Origin of the sequence: Undibacterium sp. SXout20W, assembly GCF_049340285.1 — a bacterium.
Lineage (GTDB): Bacteria > Pseudomonadota > Gammaproteobacteria > Burkholderiales > Burkholderiaceae_D > Undibacterium.
Genome location: NZ_JBMPPH010000007.1, coordinates 72,320 through 91,333 on the forward strand (window position 1 = coordinate 72,320; position 19,014 = coordinate 91,333).

Here is a 19,014-nt window from a genome sequence, read left to right on the forward strand (position 1 = left end):
CCCATTGTCTTTACCTCTCAAAACATCAAAAAAATGGCCAATTACGTCTATACCATGAACCGCGTGGGCAAAATCGTCCCGCCGAAACGTCAGATTCTGAAAGATATTTCACTCTCCTTCTTCCCCGGCGCCAAAATTGGTGTCTTGGGTCTGAATGGATCAGGTAAATCCTCCCTGCTCAAAATCATGGCCGGTATCGATAAAGATATCCAGGGTGAAGCAGTCCCTATGCCGAATTTGAATATCGGTTATCTGCCGCAAGAACCCCAGCTTGACCCAGAACAAACCGTGCGTCAGGCGGTTGAGTCGGCACTTGGCGAGGTCTTCGAAGCTAAAGCAAAACTCGAAGAAGTGTATGCCGCTTACGCAGATGAAAATGCGGATTTCGATGCGCTGGCGAATGAACAAGCACGTCTGGAAGCGATCATCTCAACCTCGTCTGGCGACAACGTCGAACTTCAATTAGAAATGGCCGCAGATGCCTTGCGTTTGCCACCTTGGGACGCCAAAATCGGTGTCCTCTCTGGCGGTGAGAAACGTCGCGTCGCACTGTGCCGCTTACTGTTGTCAAAACCCGACATGTTGCTGTTAGATGAACCAACTAACCATCTGGATGCGGAATCGGTCGATTGGCTGGAACAATTTTTGTTGCGCTTCCCTGGCACTGTGGTGGCAATTACCCATGATCGTTACTTCCTGGACAATGCCGCAGAATGGATTCTGGAACTAGATCGTGGCCATGGTATCCCTTGGAAAGGTAACTATTCTTCTTGGCTGGATCAAAAGCAAGCTCGCCTGAAACAAGAAGAAGCGACCGAGTCTGCACGTCAAAAAGCACTGCAAAAAGAATTGGAATGGTCACGTCAGAATCCAAAAGCGCGTCAGGCGAAGAGTAAAGCCCGTCTGGCACGTTTCAATGAGATGAGTGAGCACGAATACCAAAAACGTAATGAAACGCAGGAGATTTTTATCCCTGTCGCAGAACGTCTTGGTAATGAAGTCATCGAATTTAAAAACGTCTCCAAAGCCTTTGGCGACCGTCTGTTGATTGATAATTTGAGCTTCAAAATTCCACCTGGCGCGATCGTCGGTATCATCGGGCCTAACGGTGCCGGTAAATCGACCTTGTTCAAAATGATCAAGGGTCTGGAAACGCCTGATAGCGGCGAAGTGGTATTAGGTCAAACTGCAAAAATCTCTTTGGTCGATCAATCGCGTGAAGATTTGGGTAATACCAAAACGGTGTTCGAAGATGTGGCCAATGGTGCCGATATTCTGACCGTAGGTCGCTTTGAAATGCCGTCGCGTGCTTATCTGGGGCGTTTTAATTTCAAAGGTGGCGACCAACAAAAAATCGTCGGCAATTTATCCGGCGGTGAACGTGGTCGTTTGCATTTGGCAAAAACGTTGCTGCAAGGCGGTAATGTTTTGCTGCTCGATGAACCATCCAATGATCTGGACGTGGAAACTCTGCGCGCATTAGAAGATGCATTGCTGGAATTCGCTGGCAGTGTGATGGTGATTTCCCATGACCGCTGGTTCCTGGATCGTATTGCTACCCACATCCTGGCGTTTGAAGGTAATTCTCAGGTCAGTTTCTTTGACGGTAACTACCAGGAATATGAAGCGGACAAGAAAAAACGTTTAGGTGAAGAAGGTGCAAAACCAAAACGTATTCGCTATAAGCCATTGACAGTATAAATAACAAAACAAGCAACAAAATTGAACACCCGGGGCGAACACTTGCCGGTAACCTCGGGTCAACTCATCCCCTTGTGAGAGATAACATGCGAAAAAATGCATTCTTGAAGATCTTTTTTGCGAGTATTTTTTGCGTACTCGCTCTCTGCTCCGGCACTATTCAGGCAAATGAGAAAGAAGCGAGTGCGGGCAATTCCTCGGTCGTGCCACTTGAGCCTTTCACTGTCAATTTATCGAGTTTTGACCGCTATCTGCAAATCAGCATCACACTCCAGTTAGGGAATCCTGAAACGGGTGAAAAAATCAAAGCAAAAATGCCTATGGTGCGACATGCAATGATCATGTTGTTGAGCGGAAAAGAGTCGGGCGATATTCAGAATGCCGATGGTAAGCATGAATTAATTGCCGAGATCAAAGAAAAATTGAATCATGTTTTGGAATTAAAAGAGCACGATGGCGTTACTGACGTCTACTTGGTCAATTTTGTCATCCAATAGGCTCTCGCAATGGCATACACCGACGGCGATATTCACGTTCAGTCATGAGGCATGCCACTAGTGCCTCAAATTCCATCCATTTTTAACGTCTGCCACACGCAAACTAACAATCTCCATGCATCAACTGGCAGAACCCGCTTTTGCGGAAATCGAAATAAAAAAAAGCCGCTTTCTGGGTCAGCTGTTTCCATTGCATAGTCGCGCAGAGGCACGTGAGCAATTACTGAAGATACGCGCTGCCCACCCAAATGCGGTACACGTTTGCTGGGCTCTGGTATGTGCGGGCGAATCCGGTTTGGATGACGATGGCGAACCGTCTGGCACCGCCGCTAAGCCCATGTATAACGTCTTGGTGCACAAGGATGTTACCAACGTTCTGGCAGTCGTCGTTCGCTATTGGGGAGGAATCAAACTCGGTGCTGGTGGCCTGACCCGTGCATACGGACAAGCAATTTCGGAAGCGTTTAAAATTGCCACTTTGGTCGCGGTTGAAAGCATGTCTGAGATCGAGATCGAGGTGGGGTTTGCCGATGAATCACAAGTGCGACGAACACTAGACAAATACGCTGGCGAGGTCAATCATGTCAGCTATACGGAGACCGCACAAATGCAAGCCAGCATTAAACAAAAGGACGTTACCGCAGTGATCGCGGAGCTGACCGACGTCCTGAAGGGGCAGGTTAACATCAGGACCGGAGATGAGCTCAAATTAAGCTGAGCCAATCTCACTATTCATTTTTAAACGTCCCTGTCTTTCATTTATATTTAATTTTTACCACGTTATGCCACAAGATCTTTCTCTGCGTACCAAAATAAACCAAGAAACAGCATGCTTCCCCTGGAGTGAGTTACTGAAACATTTTGCCAGTGGTAATGTGATTGCCATTGATGGTGAACTCGATCTGGTAGAGATCGCAGAAGCGATGGCGACCGACGCTACGGCCATCATCCAACCGCTGCTCACAGACGGTAAGATTGCCAAAGTAACCGACGCACAGGCACTAGAATGGCTCGAACAAAATCACCAATTGTGGACAGTCGTTGTAAAACCGTGGATTCTCGTTCAACATCGTTTGGACAAGTAGAAGCAAAAAAGTAGGGAGTATGGTCTTTTTTAGAAGGCATATCATTGTGATCATTGGGCTTAGGCGATCAGTCAAATTGATACACCCCCTGGTATCTCTTTTAGTATTAGCACTAATGAACTTTTAATAAGCTTCTTTTGTCTCAGTTCGATACCTGGATACCAAAATGGGGAGCTTTGCTATGTCGATCAGCGCTACAGATTCGATGTCCGATTCGATGTCCGATTCGATTTCAGATTCGATTTTCTACATGTCGGCTAACGCCAGGGCGACTCTCACGCGCCGTTTGAGTGTTGGCTTGCTGATGTTATTGATGCATGGCTTGCTTTGGTTAGCGTGGCAAACACAAACGACTTTTAAGATCATTCGCGACGCGCCAACAACCTATTTGCAATTATTGCAAATACCACTTCCTAAAAAGCTCACTCAGCCAGACAAATCAATTTCAGTGGCCGTAGTACCGACGCCAATCCAAACGCGTATACCTAAAAAAACAAGCGCCAGCAATGCCATGACGATTTCGCCGGAAACCGTTACGAGTGAAATAAGTTCGAGTAACATGACAACGCCGACGACAGAGGCAACGCCGCATCTTGATCTGGACGCTCTTCGTGTTACTGCAATGACAATGGAAAAACAGCGTCGACACTCTGAGATTGAAAAAATCCAAGATAGCCTGAAACGCGACGATAGCTTTGAGAAAAAACTCGGTGAAGGCGTCAAAAGAGCACAAGTAAAAGATTGTGCTCATGCATATTCAGGACTTGGCTTGCTGGCGATCATTCCATTAGCAGCCAGTGCAGTGAGCGATAAGGTCTGTAAATGGTGATACTGGCGCTACCTCAGTTATAATGCCCGCATCCGCACACCCACAGTCAGAGACTTCATGAGCTGAGCGCTATGCTCAGAACCGTGCAAGTGCGGTTTTCCTTATTTTTTACCGGATATTCCATGAAAAAAATTTCCTTCTTGTTCGCTGCCATGATGTTGGCAGCAGTTGGCTCAGGGGTCACTCCTGCGACTACAGCGATTGCACACGCAGATGAAGCGGCAGACAAAGCCAAACAAACCGCTGTCCGCGCGGAAATGGGCAAGCCTTTAACTGAAATTCAAGACTTGCTTGATAAAAAGCAATATCCACAGGCTGCAGAAAAACTTGACGCACTGCGTGTATTTGACAAGAAGACGCCTTACGAAATTTTCGTGATTGATCGTATGCACGCCGTGTTGGCGTCCGGTACGAAAAATAACGAAGAATTGGCTACCGCCTTCGAAGGCATGATCAATTCTGAGTTTCTGAAAGAACCAGAAAAATTACGTCTGATCGAAGGGATGGCTGGTACTTTTTTCAATGAAAAAAAATATGACCCGTCCATCGTTTGGGCAAAACGTTATTTAGAAAGAAGTCCTAGCGCAGCAATGCATAATTTGTTGTCTCGCGCTTATTACCTCAAAGGCGATACGGCGAACGCTATCCTGGAGTTAAAAGGAATTGTTGCAGAGGATCAGGCTGCTAAGCGCGCTCCTACTGAAGAAACTTTGCGTTTGCTGGCAAGTAGCTACCAACAAGCCAAGGATAACGCCGGCTATACATCGGTATTAGAAATGATGGTGGAATACCATCCAACCCGCGAATACTGGGGTGATTTGCTCTATCGTACCGAACACAAAGCTGGCTTCAACGACCATCTTCGATTGGATCTGTATCGATTGATGTTAGTCACTAATAACATGGAAGATCCAGGTCAATTCGTCGAAATGGCAGAATTGGCATTACTAGCAGGTTTGCCAACCGAAGCGAAGGCCACTGTTGATGCTGGCTACGCAGCAAACCTACTGGGTACTGGAAAAGAAGCAGCCAAACACAAACAATTACGTGACAAAGTCAACAAACAAGCGGCAGACGACGTCAAATCATTAGACGCTGGTGAAACAGCAGCGAAAAATGCTAAGACTGGCATCGGCTTAGTTAACTTTGGCTATAACTATGTCATCAATGGTCAATCAGAAAAAGGGATTGCGCTGATCGAGCAAGGGATTGCTAAAGGCGGCCTGAAATACCCTGAAGAAGCGAAATTACACTTAGGTATGGCTTATCTGAAAGCCGGCAATCGTGATAAAGCGACCGAAGTATTCAACACGATCCAAGGTACTGACGGTACTGAAAATATCGCGCACTTATGGTTGAAATTCCGTCCTTTGACAACGGATGCAAAGAGCGCTGAGGCAGCACCAGCAGCAAAATAAACTGCTGTAGTTTCGCTGTCTATAAACGTGCCTGAAATTATTTTCTGGCACGTTTTTTTTGCGCGCAAATCTTTGAATACGGCTCACTTTAAAGATATTCTCGCAAAAGCATGGTGCGCAAGCAAACAACCTACTCAACGTTAATACAAAAAAAAGCGGCTTAGCAATTACGCTAAACCGCTTACAAATCAGCCCGTGCGCTCTATACACGTGCTGAGGATACTACCTTTACTACAACAATTCTTACTACATCTTTCAGTACTATCTTCACGCTCAATTAAGAGTGATAAGCAGATTCACCGTGGCTAGTGATGTCCAAGCCTTCACGTTCTTCATCTTCAGGAACACGCAGACCAATCACAATATCAACCAGTTTGTAGGCAATCACAGAGACGATTGCGGACCAGATGATCGTTGTCCCAACAGCAATCGCTTGTACCTTCACTTGGTCAAAAATGACATATGGATCAGCGGACATTTTGTTTGCAACGTAGTCCATGATGCCTTGGCCACCCAATGCTGGTGAAGCAAACACACCAGTTGCCAGCGCGCCGAAGATACCACCAACACCGTGTACACCGAAGACGTCCAGAGAGTCATCCGCACCGAGCAGGCGCTTCAGACCATTCACACCCCACAAGCAGATCACACCAACCAGCAAGCCGATCACTAATGCACCCATTGGGCCCACGAAACCACATGCTGGGGTAATCGCAACCAGACCAGCAACTGCACCGGACGCGCCACCTAACATGGATGGTTTGCCTTTCGACATCCACTCACCAAATACCCAGGAAACTGCTGCTGCTGCGGTTGCCAACAAAGTATTAACGAATGCTAACGCTGCAACGTCACCCGCTTCCAGCGCGGAGCCCGCATTGAAACCAAACCAGCCCACCCACAACAAGGACGCACCAATCATTGTCATTGTCAGAGAGTGTGGTGCCATCGCTTCTTTACCGTAGCCAACACGCTTACCAATCATGAACGCACCCACCAGACCAGCGACCGCGGCGTTGATATGCACAACAGTACCGCCAGCGAAATCAAGTGCACCTTTTTGTTGCAGGAAACCACCTTTAACCAACTCGGTTGCCGCAGTTGCTGCATCTTTGATGCCGTCAGGGCCAGTCCAGAACCAGACCATGTGGGCAATCGGCAAGTAGCTGAATGTGAACCACAACACAACGAAGGCCAGCACTGCGCTGAATTTTGCACGTTCAGCGAACGCACCAATGATCAGACCACAAGTAATTGCTGCGAACGTTGCCTGGAAAGCGACATAAACAAACTCAGGAATCACAACGCCTTTGCTAAAGGTAGCAGCAGTCGCGAATGTGCCTTTTACCGGATCCCAGATACCTTTTAAGAACACGCGATCAAAACCACCAATGACCGAATTGCCTTCAGTGAATGCCAGTGAGTAGCCATAGATACACCACAGAACAATGATCACAGCAAAGATCATGAACACTTGCATCAAGATGGACAGCATGTTTTTGGAACGAACCAAGCCGCCGTAGAACAAGGCCAGACCTGGGATCGTCATCAAGATCACTAACAACGTGGAGACCAACATCCATGCAGTGTCGCCCTTGTTAGCAACAACCACTGGTGCGGATGCTGCTGATGCATCTGCAGCGGCTGCAGGTGCTGAAGCAGTCGCTGCGTCAGAAGCTGCCACGGGTGCTGCAACAGGCGCTGGAGCAGCAGTTGCTGCGGGTGCAGAAGCGGTTGCAGCAGATGCCGCAGTGACGTCAGCTTTTGCTGGCGCATCATCCGCCAGTGCGACGGAAGTCAATCCTACTGAAGCAAGCAAGGCACCTGCAACCAGCATATTTTTAAATATATTTTTCATATGAAATCCCTAATGAATCAATCAGAGTGCATCAGAGTGCGTCGTTACCGGTTTCGCCGGTACGGATACGCACAACTTGTTGCAAGTCATAGACAAAAATCTTTCCATCACCAATTTTGCCGGTACGAGCAGCGGTTTCGATCGCTTCGATTGCACGATCAACGATCGCGTCATCCACAGCAGCTTCGATTTTGGTTTTTGGCAAGAAATCAACGACGTATTCAGCACCGCGATACAATTCGGTATGACCTTTTTGACGGCCAAAACCTTTGACTTCCGTCACGGTGATGCCCTGCACTCCCATTTCCGATAAGGCTTCACGCACTTCATCGAGTTTGAAAGGTTTAATAATCGCTGTAATGAGTTTCATACTATCCTCGATCTTCAGAAAGTTTTAACGGCAGTCAAGACCAGGCTTGTCTTGCCAGTGAATTTACCCGCTGGTGTTACATACAGTGAACTGTTTGCATTGGTACCAATTGCTGCCAATGTAAAGGCAACGCCAACAAATTCTTTCGTTACGCCGACTTTCCAGTCTGTGTAAGAGTAGGCAGAGTTGTTTTTAATCATTTGACGACCAGCATGCAATACCAATGTGTACGCTTCTGGCAACTCAACGTTCGCGCCAAGATCCAGGTAGCCACTGTTTTTACTGTTTGCAGTACCGAACAGATTTGTCACTGAGCTAGAGTATTTGGCATAAAATGGACCTGTGCCAATCTGACCGTAAATTTCAGTTGTATTAGCATTGACCAGACCTGCCACATTGCCCAGACCATTGGAGGGATAAACGTAGCTCAAAACACCGACATCATAGGTCACGTCTTTAGTGATTTCACCGCGCTTGCCTGCATACAAATCCCATTCAACATCGCCACCACCGCCTGCATCTTTTGTCCATTTAATGGAAGACAACCAGGTACCAGCGTAAAAGCCAGTTGGGTTATTGGTGTAATCTGCACCGCCTTGCAACGCTGGATCAAGACGTGTTTGAGAAATACCACGATAGCGATAGTCACTCGCAACACCGACGTTGAAGCTGACTTCATTGTCTGGTTTTGCATCTTCAGCATGGACTAAACCAGCAAAGAACGTTGAGGCAACCGCAACAGCAAGTAAAGCTTTCTTCATTTTGCTTCCCCTTAAAGGTGTAGACATTAATAATATATTAACAATAATTAAGAAACTGCCTTGAACTCACTTCGTCAACCACTGATACACAAAGCCAGAAGATCATCCGTGACCCTGCGGGAAATGAACCCAGTAACGCTTGTTGATTTCATATAAGCAGAAGTCGTGCCAGGTGTCCTCGTAAAAATACATTGATATTTTTATATTATTTATTGCTATGAAATATTGAGCATAACGGCCTTAAATAACACCCGTGTTACGTCTTGTAATATCTGATTTATGAAGAAATTGGGCAGCGCTCTGGCTTTAGGTTATGATTTCTATTCAGGCAAAGCAGCAATACCTGCACAATCTCTGAACACAATTGCTCTGCACCAATTTGCAGCGTGTATTTCAGAGCTAACTTGTTGCAGACAACTACGCACCAATATTGTGCGCACCACTTTTTATCAAGGATGACCTACCATGAATAAGCAAAATTTTTTCGATGACATGCAGGCAAAAATTAGTCAGGCTTTAGAAAACTCACCGGCAAAAGATATAGAAAAAAATGTCAAAGCCATGATGACTCAGGGATTTTCTAAGCTAGATTTGGTCACTCGTGAAGAGTTCGACATCCAGGCACAGGTATTAGCGAAAACGCGCGCCAAGTTAGAGGCACTGGAAGCTCGCGTGGCAGCCTTGGAAAACAACGCGAAAAGCGAATAAGGGCAATATCGACAGAACGGGGTAGCGATACTTCATTGACAAGACTGATGTAATTTCCATCAAGCAATCAACTAGTTAAACATGTTTAATCCCCGTCCTAAGATCCAACTCATCCCTATTCCAGGACACCTACCTTGCGTCGTTATCGACGATTTCTTATTAGATCCACAAGCCATGGTGGACTATGCCACGCAGAATAGGCAACGTTTTACGATGGCGCCGCCGAATACATTTCCTGGCTTGCAATTACCTATGTCAGACGGGTTTTCGGCGGCATTTAATGAATTTTTCATCCAGCACGTCCGCAGTCTGCTAGGCGCTCGTCGCACGATAAGCATTTATAGTCGTCTCTCAATGGCCACGTTGCAGCCATCGGAACTCGGTTTATTTCAACGTATTTGTCATACCGACCCGATCACCACGCACCCTCAACAATGTTTTGCCGCCTCAGTTCTCTATCTATTTAATGATGCCAACTTAGGGGGTACGAGTTTCTATCAACCGACCATGACAAAAGATGCGTTGTATCGGTTATTTTATTCGCCCGATTCACCTTGGTGCTCTATGTCGAATGAAGAATTTACTACCGAGCTTGGAGTAGCACCTGGCTACCAGACTGGCTCGAACAAGTACTTTGAATTGATCAAAATGATCCCAGCCAAATATAACCGCGTTATTTTCTATGACGCTTATATTTTCCACTCTGCCTACATCGACGATCCACAATTGCTGAATGATGATCCCTCTCGCGGGCGTCTGACGCTGAATGGCTTTTTCACTTGCCGCCGCGCAGCCTAGAAAATCGGCAACGACCCTCTCTAGCATTACAGCACTTCTTAGGCGGTATCTAACCCAGGTCATGGGCATCGCGGGACGATGCATATGTGATCCATAGGCGTCATTTTTGCCACTCTTTTCAAAAAAATTGGTCCACTTTGAAGTGACACTTGCCACAAAAGAAACTTGTTAAAAAAGGAATAATGTGAGTTTAGCCGTATTAAAAAGCCGGGCTTTGACTGGCATGCATGCGCCTCAGGTGACGGTTGAAGTCCATCTGGCCAATGGTTTGCCCGCTTTCACGATTGTTGGTTTGCCAGAGACGGAAGTAAAAGAATCAAAAGACCGGGTGCGCGCCGCGTTACAAAATGCGCGCTTTGAATTTCCCGCAAAGCGTATCACCGTCAATTTGGCACCCGCTGATCTGCCAAAAGAATCTGGCCGCTTCGATCTGCCAATCGCGCTTGGCATCTTAGCTGCATCCGGTCAAATCCCTGGCGAGATGTTAGAACACTATGAGTTTGCTGGTGAACTCTCATTATCAGGCGAATTGCGTCCCATCCGCGGCGCACTAGCGATGACGTTCGCAATCTGCCAAAGTAAGCAATCGACAAACGTAAATACCAACCGTCGCGCGGCCTTTATCTTACCTCGCGCCAATGCAGATGAGGCCGCGTTGGTCACTGATGCGGCAATTTATCCCGCCGATTCACTGCTTCAAGTTTGTGCTCACTTCGCTGCTATTGCCGATGATCAAAAGCTTTCCCGCCATCGACCGCTTGAAATTGAACAGCGTCCCAATTATCCCGACTTTAGCGAGGTCAAGGGGCAAATGCAGGCCAAGCGTGCGCTCGAAGTCGCAGCGGCAGGATCACATTCGGTACTCATGGTCGGGCCGCCAGGAACTGGAAAATCCATGTTAGCCGCGCGATTTGCCGGCATTTTACCAACCATGACCGATCAGGAAGCGCTGGAATCGGCTGCCGTCCAATCACTAACCGCCGGATTTACGATCGAAAAATGGAAAATCCGGCCGTATCGCGCCCCCCACCACACTGCATCAGCCGTCGCCCTGGTGGGCGGTGGCGGCAATCCGCGTCCAGGAGAAATTTCGCTCGCACACCGCGGGGTACTTTTTCTGGATGAGTTACCCGAATTTGATCGCAAGGTACTGGAAGTTTTACGCGAGCCTTTGGAATCTGGGCATATCACGATCTCAAGAGCGGCCCGTCAAGCAGACTTCCCGGCACGTTTTCAATTAATTGCCGCGATGAACCCCTGCCCGTGTGGCTATTTCGGCCACACGAACGGCAAATGTCGCTGCACACCGGATGCCATCAACCGTTACCAGGATAAAATTTCGGGACCATTGCTTGATCGCATCGACTTACAAATCCAGGTGGCAGCATTACCCCACGCCGATTTGCTCAAGCAGGCTGACGGCGAATCCAGCGCCAAGATCCTTGCGCGGGTAGAAGCCGCATTTGAACGCCAGCAGCAACGGCAAGGTAAAACGAATAATTTGCTCAGCACCAGCGAAATCGATGCGTTATGCCGTCCTGATGCCGCCGCCGATACCATTCTAAAAGCGGCCATGAACAAGTTTGACTGGTCAGCACGCGCCTACCACCGCGTCTTAAAAGTCGCCAGAACCATTGCCGATCTGGCCGCCGCCGATACGATTACCGCTCACCACGTCGCTGAGGCGATTCAATATCGGCGGGCATTAAAAGAACGCTAAGATAAATGGTACTAGCGCGCCGGGTAGCGATGCCGTACGGCTTAAGCGTTCCGTTTCCTGGCAGCAGACTGGCCGACATGAGCAGAATTGACAGCATTGACAGAAGTTCCTGAATTTTCCGCGATAAGGCGGGAGCGATTGCGGACTTTGGTGTTAATTGCGACACGGCTGACGCAAATCCCATTTGCCTGCGCCTGCGCAATCTGGGTACTAGTCACTGTTCCGGCGTAGCAACCCATTGAAGAGCTGCCATTGGTGACCCCTTCCGGTAACACGTAGTGATACACCCCGTTCGGAAATTCCGGGGTAGCACTGGTAATGCCATTACATTGATCGAGTTGAGAAACAGTAATCACTTTGCCATTCATGTCACGCCCGCCATAGACTGGAAAGCCATCGAGTGCGATGCCAATCAAATGAGACGGCCCACCCGCAGTGTCCACTTTAGATGTAATACAACTGGAAATACCATGATAGTGATAGGTATTTCCCCCTTGTTGGGGCGCAGCATGACCATTGCACGGATCAATAAAGGCGGCTGTCTGTTGAGTGCCGCTACTATCGGTAAAATTGACGCTGACATTTTGTGACATCGCGGGAGAACCGGTGCCATCGTAGGCATTAAACAATGCCGCACCAGAAATCATCGTGCCGATCGAACCCATATTGGTCACCGTCGTCGTTGTCGCCTTCGTCGGGCAGATATTATAGGTGGTGGAAATCGGGCTTGGCGTATTGGGATTTGGTTGTATGGTTAACGCTAAACCATCAGGTGTCGTTGCTGCCACCGTCGTATATGTGCCACTTGCAGGACGCAGATAGTAAGCACTCATCGCATGATTCGGCAAGCCGTTTGAGATCACGGTCATGGTGCACGATGTCGGATAAGTCACCGTCATATTGGCGCCCCACTTTGCCTGTTGATAGCCCGCCGCCAATGACACACCGGTTGAACCAGACCCACCAGAGTTGCCAGAGGATCCAGAGGTTGAACTGCCAGAACCGCCACCGCATGCAGAAATCAATAAGCTCAAGACGAGAGGCACTACATAGTGCGCGGACGGTCTGGCTGGCATTTTGAAGAATTGAATCATGATGGTCTGTCTCCCTGAACAGGTTGAAAAGTTGAAAGGTTGAAATGAGCGTCGGTCTGATACGCATCATGAAAAACAAATATGAAGCAAATGTGAATTTGCTTCATGGCACTATTTAACAAGTACACCCGCCCATCAGAGGATGGAATCATCAAGTGCATTGAAATTCCTCAGGCAGTGCCCAACTAAGGCCTGTATCGCCCACTTCAGGAGAAAACGATGTCCCCACAAGAAATTCAGCTACTGCAAAATTTTCTTGATCAATTGGTGCAAGTCCAAGGCGTCAATAAAGATCCGCTTGCACTTGAAATGATTCATCAGGCGGTCAGCAAGCAAGCCGATGCGAGTTACCTGCTGGTACAACGCGCGTTGTTACTTGATCAGGCAATCTCCAATGCGAACGCACAGATTGCGCAACTACAAGCCGATTTACGCGAGCAAAAAGCATTGAATGCGGCGCTGAATAACAACCAGACGAGCACTTCAAGCACGGGTTTTCTCGATCCTGCAGTCAGTGGCTGGGGCAATAGTGCGCAGAGTCGGCCATTGAACTTGCCGCCCGCACGCAATAACAATGATTATCCCTCTGGCTCTACTTCGGTGACAGGCATGCCATTACCAGCCTACCCGACGCTCGCTGGCGGGCAAATGCAAGCAGTTCAAGCGGTTCAACCCGTGCAATACGCGCAACCGACATCATCCGGATTTTTTGGCGGAAATACCGGTAGTGTCCTCGGCACGGTAGCGACAACAGCCGCAGGGGTGGCCGCGGGTGCGTTTTTGTATGAGGGCATCAGTCATATGATGGGTGAACATGAGCACAACCGTTATAACAATAACTTTAACGACAATTCATCGGCTGGCAACCTGAATAATTCACTCAGCAGTAACAGCGACAGCGGTTTGATTCCAGGCTACTTTGATCAGGGACAGGATCAATCGTCCGTCTCAGATAGCAGCGCAGACAGCGATAGTAACGACATTTAAACGTCGTTTTACGTCAAAAAATTGAACCCCGACGATGGCGTCGTCGGCATATACAAAAATATACAAGTGCATACTCTGCTCTGGTCATCTGTTTTGAGGATAATTCGTTGTATCCTCATATTCTTTGAATGTGACCGGAGTTCAGACTGTCCATGAATACCTCCCTAATGCTACCGCGCCTGGCGAGTATTTCGCTGATTTGCTTGTTGAGCGCATGCAGCTCAACGAGCTTGCGGTCGGATGCAAAAAATGACTATGTCAAAACTTTGCCCCCGGTCGGTAACACACTATCCAAAGCAAACGTCAATCCTGGTCTGTTGTTGAACCGAATGACTTTCGGTAGTAATTTTTCTTCAGACCAGCAATTACAAGCCGTCAATATGGATCGTTATCTGGATCAACAATTGCGGGCGCGTGGCAGCGTTGTGCCGAACGTCATCCAGGCACAAATCAGTGCGATGACGATTTCTCAGCAATCGCTGGAAGAATTGATCCACAAACTGGAAGCACAGCGGATTACTGCCGACCAGCAAAAAGGGATAGACGACAGTCTCAATAAACAATACCAACAAGAATTAAGTCGTCTGCAACGTGAAGCCGCGACACGCTCGTTGCTGCGCGACATTTACTCGCCAAACCAATTACAAGAACAAATGACGTGGTTCTGGATGAATCACTTCAACATTCATAGCGGCAAACACAATATCCGTGCAATGTTGGGTGACTTTGAAGAAAATGCAATTCGCCCGTACGCTTTGGGAAATTTCCGTGATTTGTTACGCGCTACGGCTTACCATCCAGCGATGTTGCGTTATCTCGATAACGAATACAACGCCAATGGCCGTATCAACGAAAACTATGCGCGCGAGATCATGGAACTGCATACCATGGGCGTCAACAGCGGCTATACGCAAAAAGATGTGCAAGAATTAGCCAGAATTCTGACCGGCGTCGGCGTAAATTTAACTGGAGTAACGCCAAAAATTAAGCCAGAGTTAAGCAAACTCTATTTGCGTCGGGGCTTATTTGAATTTAATCCGCAGCGACATGATTTTGGCGATAAACAATTCTTGGGAAGCACCATCCACGGACGCGGTTTGAATGAAGTAGAAGACGTTCTGACAATGCTGACCAGACAGCCTGCAACGGCGCGCTACATCAGTAAAGAATTAGCAACCTATTTCGTTTCGGATACGCCATCAGACGCTTTAGTTCAAAGCATGGCGAATAGCTTTTTACAAAGCGATGGCAATATCCCCATTACTTTGCGCACGATGTTTGACTCGCCAGAATTCATCGCCTCGCTCGGGCATAAGTTTAAAGACCCCCTGCATTATGTTGTCAGCGTCGTGCGTCTCGCTTATGACGGCAACTCCATCGTCAATACCGGGCCAATGTTAAATTGGCTCAATATGATGGGTCAGGCATTCAATGGTCACCAAACGCCAGATGGCTATTCAATGCAGGAAAGTGCGTGGGCAAGTCCCGGCCAGATGAGTGTACGTTTTGACATCGCCCGTTCAATGGCGTTTGGTACACCTGGTTTGTTTAAAATCGATAACCAGCCAGCACCAACCGAAAAGCCACCCGCGCCGGCACTGGCTAACTCGATGTTCGCAAAAAACATGAGCAACGGATTTAGCCAAGAAACACGAGACGCTTTGAAACAAGCAAAAAATCCTAACGAATGGAATATTTTTTTACTCGCGTCACCAGAAATGATGCGACGTTAACGACCTGTCGAATCGAAATGAAGGAATTATTATGAACCGCCGCGATCTGCTCAAATTCTTTTTGGCAATGACAGCATTACCTGCGACCGGCTACTGCACAAACGCACTTGCAGCTTCCACAAACCAAAGTCGCTTCTTGCTGATCTTCCTGCGTGGCGGCTATGATGCATGCAATTTACTGGTACCTACTTCCAGTAATTTTTACTACGAATCCCGGCCCAACATTGCCATCGCCCGTCCAAGCGACAATCCTCAATCAGCGCTCGCACTTAATGCAGATTGGGGCCTCCATCCAGCATTGCGAGACACGATTTATCCTTTGTATAAAAATGGCGAAGTTGCATTTATTCCTTTTGCTGGCACCGATGATTTAACGCGCAGCCATTTTGAAACCCAGGACACCATCGAGCTTGGACAACCTCTCAATGCCTCGCGTAACTACCATTCAGGCTTCATGAATCGTTTAGCCTCAGTCATCAACGGTGGCAAAGGGATTCCGGCGATGGCGTTCACGGATCAGTTACCTATCTCTATGCAGGGAACGGCAAGTGTTGGCAATACGTCTTTACGAAATTTATCTAAGCCTGGTGTTGATCCAAGGCAGACGGATATTATCCAAAAAATGTATGGCAAAACTGGACTCGCGCAGCAAGTTAGCGAAGGCTTTGCTGTACGCCAGGATATTGCGATGGAAATGCAAGACGAAATGAACGCTGCCAATCGGGATGCCATTACCGCAAAAGGATTTGCACTTGAGGCCAAACGTATCGCCAAAATGATGAGGGAAAAGTATAGCCTGGGTTTTATCGACGTTGGTGGTTGGGACACGCATGTCGATCAAGGCGGCGCAAAAGGTGCACTCGCAGGTAAGTTTGAAGAACTAGGTCGTGGACTCGCGGCTTATAAAGACGAAATGGGTGATGCGTGGCACGATACGACGGTCGTCGTGATCAGCGAATTTGGACGCACCTTCCGCGAAAATGGTAAGCGCGGCACAGACCATGGTCACGGCAGTGTATATTGGGTGCTGGGCGGCGGCATCAAAGGGGGGCAGATACTCGGCGAACAGACGCAAGTGAATGCCAGTCAACTTTTTCAAAATCGCGATTTTCCGGTACTCAACGAATACCGGGCAGTACTCGGTGGACTCTTTAGCCGGATCTATGGTTTGAATAGCCAGCAAATTAATACTGTATTTAGCGGCGTGAAAATTCGGGATCTTGGCATTATTTAAATATTAATATCGAATTTAATATTTTTAAATTCTAACCATGACTCAACGGTAAATCGATGTAGAAAACCGCACCATTTCCCTGATCACCGGTCAGGTTGTAATAATCGATTTCCCCTTGCATCTGTTGAATAATCACTCTGGAAATAGCCAATCCAAGCCCGGTTCCGCCTTTAGCGCGGGTATCTGATGAATCGGCTTGTGAGAATTTCTGGAAAATACGATCACGGAAACTCTCAGGTACGCCGCTGCCCTGATCAGTAACCGCAATCCTCACCATACTGTGTGGCAAAACACTCACCGACAAGGTCACTTCACCGCCTTGTGGTGAATATTTGCAGGCGTTTGAAATTAAATTCGCCATCACTTGCTGGAAACGTCCCTGATCAACTTGAACGGCAGTCAACTTCGCAATGTTCCCTTCATCAGCAACGCGCAACTGCACCGATAACTCTTGTGCCAATGCGTGGTTATTTTGGACGGCGGTAATTAACAGAAGATAGAGATTTAAATGCTCCATCATAAAATCCATTTTTCCAGCTTCAATTTTTTGAATATCAAGCAAATCATTGATCAGACGCGTCAGACTGACACTGTTTTTGTGTGCCATTGTCACCAGTGGCAATAGCGTCTCTGGTAAGCCCCCCATAGCGCCGCCGATCAGCAAACCCAAAGCGCCACGTATCGCAGTAAGTGGCGTCCGTAATTCATGACTTACGGTGGAAATAAATTCATTTTTCATCCGTTCTATTTTTCGCCGTTCCGAAATATCCCGGATAAAGACGATCAATTTACGTTTGCCACCTAAATAATATTCACTCATCGCCAACTCAGCAGGAAACAAGTCGCCTCCTTTCCGCATTCTCTCGGTTTCCAAACGCAATCGACCCGTCTTTAAAAATTCACGGCGGGTCATCGCCAAATCAAATAGATCAGGTTGACCCGGTGGTGAAAATAGGCGATTGTTGCGCCCGACGACTTCTGCTTCTGCATATCGATAAATCAATGACGCTGCGGGATTGACGGCCTCAACGACACCGGCTTCATCAATCATGACAATACCATCGACGGCATTTTGGAAAATAGCTTGCAGTCGATCTGATGACTCTTTCAAAGCACTCTGTTGTTCGGTCAGACTGTGTAAAAGTCCTGTTTGATTACGATTAATGATATCCGCTTCGCGTTTGAGTTCGGTCATCACGCGCATGTCACTCTCACGCAATAAAAATAATCGAATCAAGACACGAAATGCGGCGATCACCGCGGCAGTCGCCGCGATCGCGACGATCGCAATGGCGGTACTGATTTTCGTCCAGTCCGACAAATACAATTCTTCATCTACCGAAAAATTCAATATGAGTGGGTACTTATCAAGAGCTTGAATCGCTTCCATGCGCTTCGTTGTTTCTGTCTGCCCCGGAAGCGTAGTTTCACTAATAAATACGCCGGATTTTTTATGCAAATCAATCACTAAATGATGAGCGCTACCAGTCAGATTAGTGCGCCCGATTTGCGTATAATCTTCTGGCCATTGAGCCAAATAAGTAAAATCTTCTCGCATCAAACTGATGGCAGCATGGCCGTCAGCACTTAATTTTTTATAAAAATTCGAGTAAAAATCGGGCGAAATTCCCAAAATTACTACGCCAATAAATTCGCCATCACTACCGGTTAATCGGTGACTCAAAAAAAACAGCCAATGTCCGGTCGTCTTGCTACGAACAGGATTGCTCAGATAATTTTCTTGTGTCACATTATTCCGTTGCACCTGAAAATAATCACGCTCACTCAAATTATAGGTAGGTGCAGGAAATTCTCTCGAGGTGCTGATCACATTGCCATCAACATCAAGAACTGAAATCACCTCTATCGCTGGGAATAAGGCGATCTTTTCTTTCAAAAATTGATGAAAATCATTGGTCCCAAGTTGCTTCGATAAGTATTCAGCACTGACACTCCATCGATCCTCAATACGATCCGCAATGTTACCCAACGTGGTATACGCAAAATCCATTTGCTGGCTGGTATTCTCAGCGAGCACGATACTAAATGTTTCAGTCTGTTTTTCCCATTTGTTGATTTCTTGTATGCGCAGCGTCCAGACGAAAGCACCCGCCGCCAACAAAATAGCAACAACCAGACATACGACAAGTGCTTTGGCGATGCGACTAGCATGCAATGCTGCTAATCTCATAACTAGAATCTATATCTATCTAAGGTCTGT

17 protein-coding genes are annotated in these 19,014 nt (G+C 47.5%); 12 read left to right on the forward strand and 5 right to left on the reverse strand.

What is annotated here, in order from left to right:
- Positions 1-33 precede the first annotated feature (33 nt).
- The 6 genes from ettA (at position 34) to ACO0K1_RS06095 (ending at position 5,530) form a co-directional block, all read left to right on the forward strand.
- Positions 34-1,701, forward strand: a complete 1,668-nt coding sequence (gene ettA, locus ACO0K1_RS06070) for an energy-dependent translational throttle protein EttA (RefSeq protein ID WP_423023743.1) — start codon at positions 34-36, stop codon at positions 1,699-1,701.
- An 86-nt stretch (positions 1,702-1,787) separates the two neighbouring features.
- Positions 1,788-2,198: a flagellar basal body-associated FliL family protein gene (locus ACO0K1_RS06075; protein ID WP_423023745.1), complete on the forward strand. Its 411-nt coding sequence runs from the start codon at positions 1,788-1,790 to the stop codon at positions 2,196-2,198.
- A gap of 115 nt (positions 2,199-2,313) precedes the next feature.
- On the forward strand, positions 2,314-2,916 hold the full coding sequence (locus tag ACO0K1_RS06080; RefSeq protein ID WP_423023747.1) for an IMPACT family protein: 603 nt from the start codon (positions 2,314-2,316) through the stop codon (positions 2,914-2,916).
- A 64-nt stretch (positions 2,917-2,980) separates the two neighbouring features.
- Positions 2,981-3,283, forward strand: a complete 303-nt coding sequence (locus ACO0K1_RS06085) for a DUF2288 domain-containing protein (protein ID WP_423023749.1) — start codon at positions 2,981-2,983, stop codon at positions 3,281-3,283.
- 166 nt (positions 3,284-3,449) lie between these two features.
- Positions 3,450-4,112, forward strand: coding sequence for a hypothetical protein (locus ACO0K1_RS06090; RefSeq protein WP_423023751.1), 663 nt, complete (start codon positions 3,450-3,452; stop codon positions 4,110-4,112).
- Between the two features lie 122 nt (positions 4,113-4,234).
- Positions 4,235-5,530: a hypothetical protein gene (locus ACO0K1_RS06095; RefSeq protein WP_423023753.1), complete on the forward strand. Its 1,296-nt coding sequence runs from the start codon at positions 4,235-4,237 to the stop codon at positions 5,528-5,530.
- 277 nt (positions 5,531-5,807) lie between these two features.
- Here the strand turns inward: ACO0K1_RS06095 and ACO0K1_RS06100 are convergent, their stop codons facing one another.
- The 3 genes from ACO0K1_RS06100 to ACO0K1_RS06110 are packed head-to-tail and all read right to left on the reverse strand — an operon-like array spanning position 5,808 to position 8,519.
- Positions 5,808-7,388 (reverse strand): ammonium transporter, encoded by a 1,581-nt coding sequence (locus ACO0K1_RS06100; RefSeq protein ID WP_423023754.1) that lies wholly within the window; start codon positions 7,386-7,388, stop codon positions 5,808-5,810.
- Positions 7,389-7,419: 31 nt separating this feature from the next.
- Positions 7,420-7,758, reverse strand: coding sequence for a P-II family nitrogen regulator (locus tag ACO0K1_RS06105; RefSeq protein ID WP_423023756.1), 339 nt, complete (start codon positions 7,756-7,758; stop codon positions 7,420-7,422).
- A gap of 14 nt (positions 7,759-7,772) precedes the next feature.
- Positions 7,773-8,519: a TorF family putative porin gene (locus tag ACO0K1_RS06110; protein WP_423023758.1), complete on the reverse strand. Its 747-nt coding sequence runs from the start codon at positions 8,517-8,519 to the stop codon at positions 7,773-7,775.
- 465 nt (positions 8,520-8,984) lie between these two features.
- Between ACO0K1_RS06110 and ACO0K1_RS06115 the strand changes: the two genes are divergently transcribed.
- The 3 genes from ACO0K1_RS06115 to ACO0K1_RS06125 all read left to right on the forward strand — a co-directional run bounded on the left by ACO0K1_RS06115 (position 8,985) and on the right by ACO0K1_RS06125 (position 11,745).
- Positions 8,985-9,227 (forward strand): accessory factor UbiK family protein, encoded by a 243-nt coding sequence (locus tag ACO0K1_RS06115; RefSeq protein WP_423023760.1) that lies wholly within the window; start codon positions 8,985-8,987, stop codon positions 9,225-9,227.
- 81 nt (positions 9,228-9,308) lie between these two features.
- A complete protein-coding gene (locus ACO0K1_RS06120) occupies positions 9,309-10,025 on the forward strand; it encodes a DUF6445 family protein (protein ID WP_423023762.1) in 717 nt (238 codons plus the stop codon).
- A gap of 184 nt (positions 10,026-10,209) precedes the next feature.
- Positions 10,210-11,745, forward strand: a complete 1,536-nt coding sequence (locus ACO0K1_RS06125; RefSeq protein WP_423023764.1) for a YifB family Mg chelatase-like AAA ATPase — start codon at positions 10,210-10,212, stop codon at positions 11,743-11,745.
- Between the two features lie 41 nt (positions 11,746-11,786).
- Here ACO0K1_RS06125 and ACO0K1_RS06130 read toward each other — a convergent pair whose 3' ends face one another.
- The gene (locus ACO0K1_RS06130) at positions 11,787-12,839 is read right to left on the reverse strand and encodes a YHYH protein (RefSeq protein ID WP_423023766.1); all 1,053 of its coding nucleotides are present in this window, start codon (positions 12,837-12,839) and stop codon (positions 11,787-11,789) included.
- Positions 12,840-13,058: 219 nt separating this feature from the next.
- Here ACO0K1_RS06130 and ACO0K1_RS06135 point away from each other — a divergent pair, with 219 nt between their 5' ends.
- The 3 genes from ACO0K1_RS06135 (at position 13,059) to ACO0K1_RS06145 (ending at position 16,793) form a co-directional block, all read left to right on the forward strand.
- The gene (locus tag ACO0K1_RS06135) at positions 13,059-13,826 is read left to right on the forward strand and encodes a DUF2076 domain-containing protein (RefSeq protein WP_423023768.1); all 768 of its coding nucleotides are present in this window, start codon (positions 13,059-13,061) and stop codon (positions 13,824-13,826) included.
- A gap of 152 nt (positions 13,827-13,978) precedes the next feature.
- On the forward strand, positions 13,979-15,559 hold the full coding sequence (locus tag ACO0K1_RS06140) for a DUF1800 domain-containing protein (RefSeq protein WP_423023770.1): 1,581 nt from the start codon (positions 13,979-13,981) through the stop codon (positions 15,557-15,559).
- Between the two features lie 31 nt (positions 15,560-15,590).
- Positions 15,591-16,793: a DUF1501 domain-containing protein gene (locus ACO0K1_RS06145; RefSeq protein WP_423023772.1), complete on the forward strand. Its 1,203-nt coding sequence runs from the start codon at positions 15,591-15,593 to the stop codon at positions 16,791-16,793.
- Between the two features lie 31 nt (positions 16,794-16,824).
- Here ACO0K1_RS06145 and ACO0K1_RS06150 read toward each other — a convergent pair whose 3' ends face one another.
- Positions 16,825-18,984: an ATP-binding protein gene (locus ACO0K1_RS06150; protein WP_423023774.1), complete on the reverse strand. Its 2,160-nt coding sequence runs from the start codon at positions 18,982-18,984 to the stop codon at positions 16,825-16,827.
- Positions 18,985-19,014: the final 30 nt, after the last annotated feature.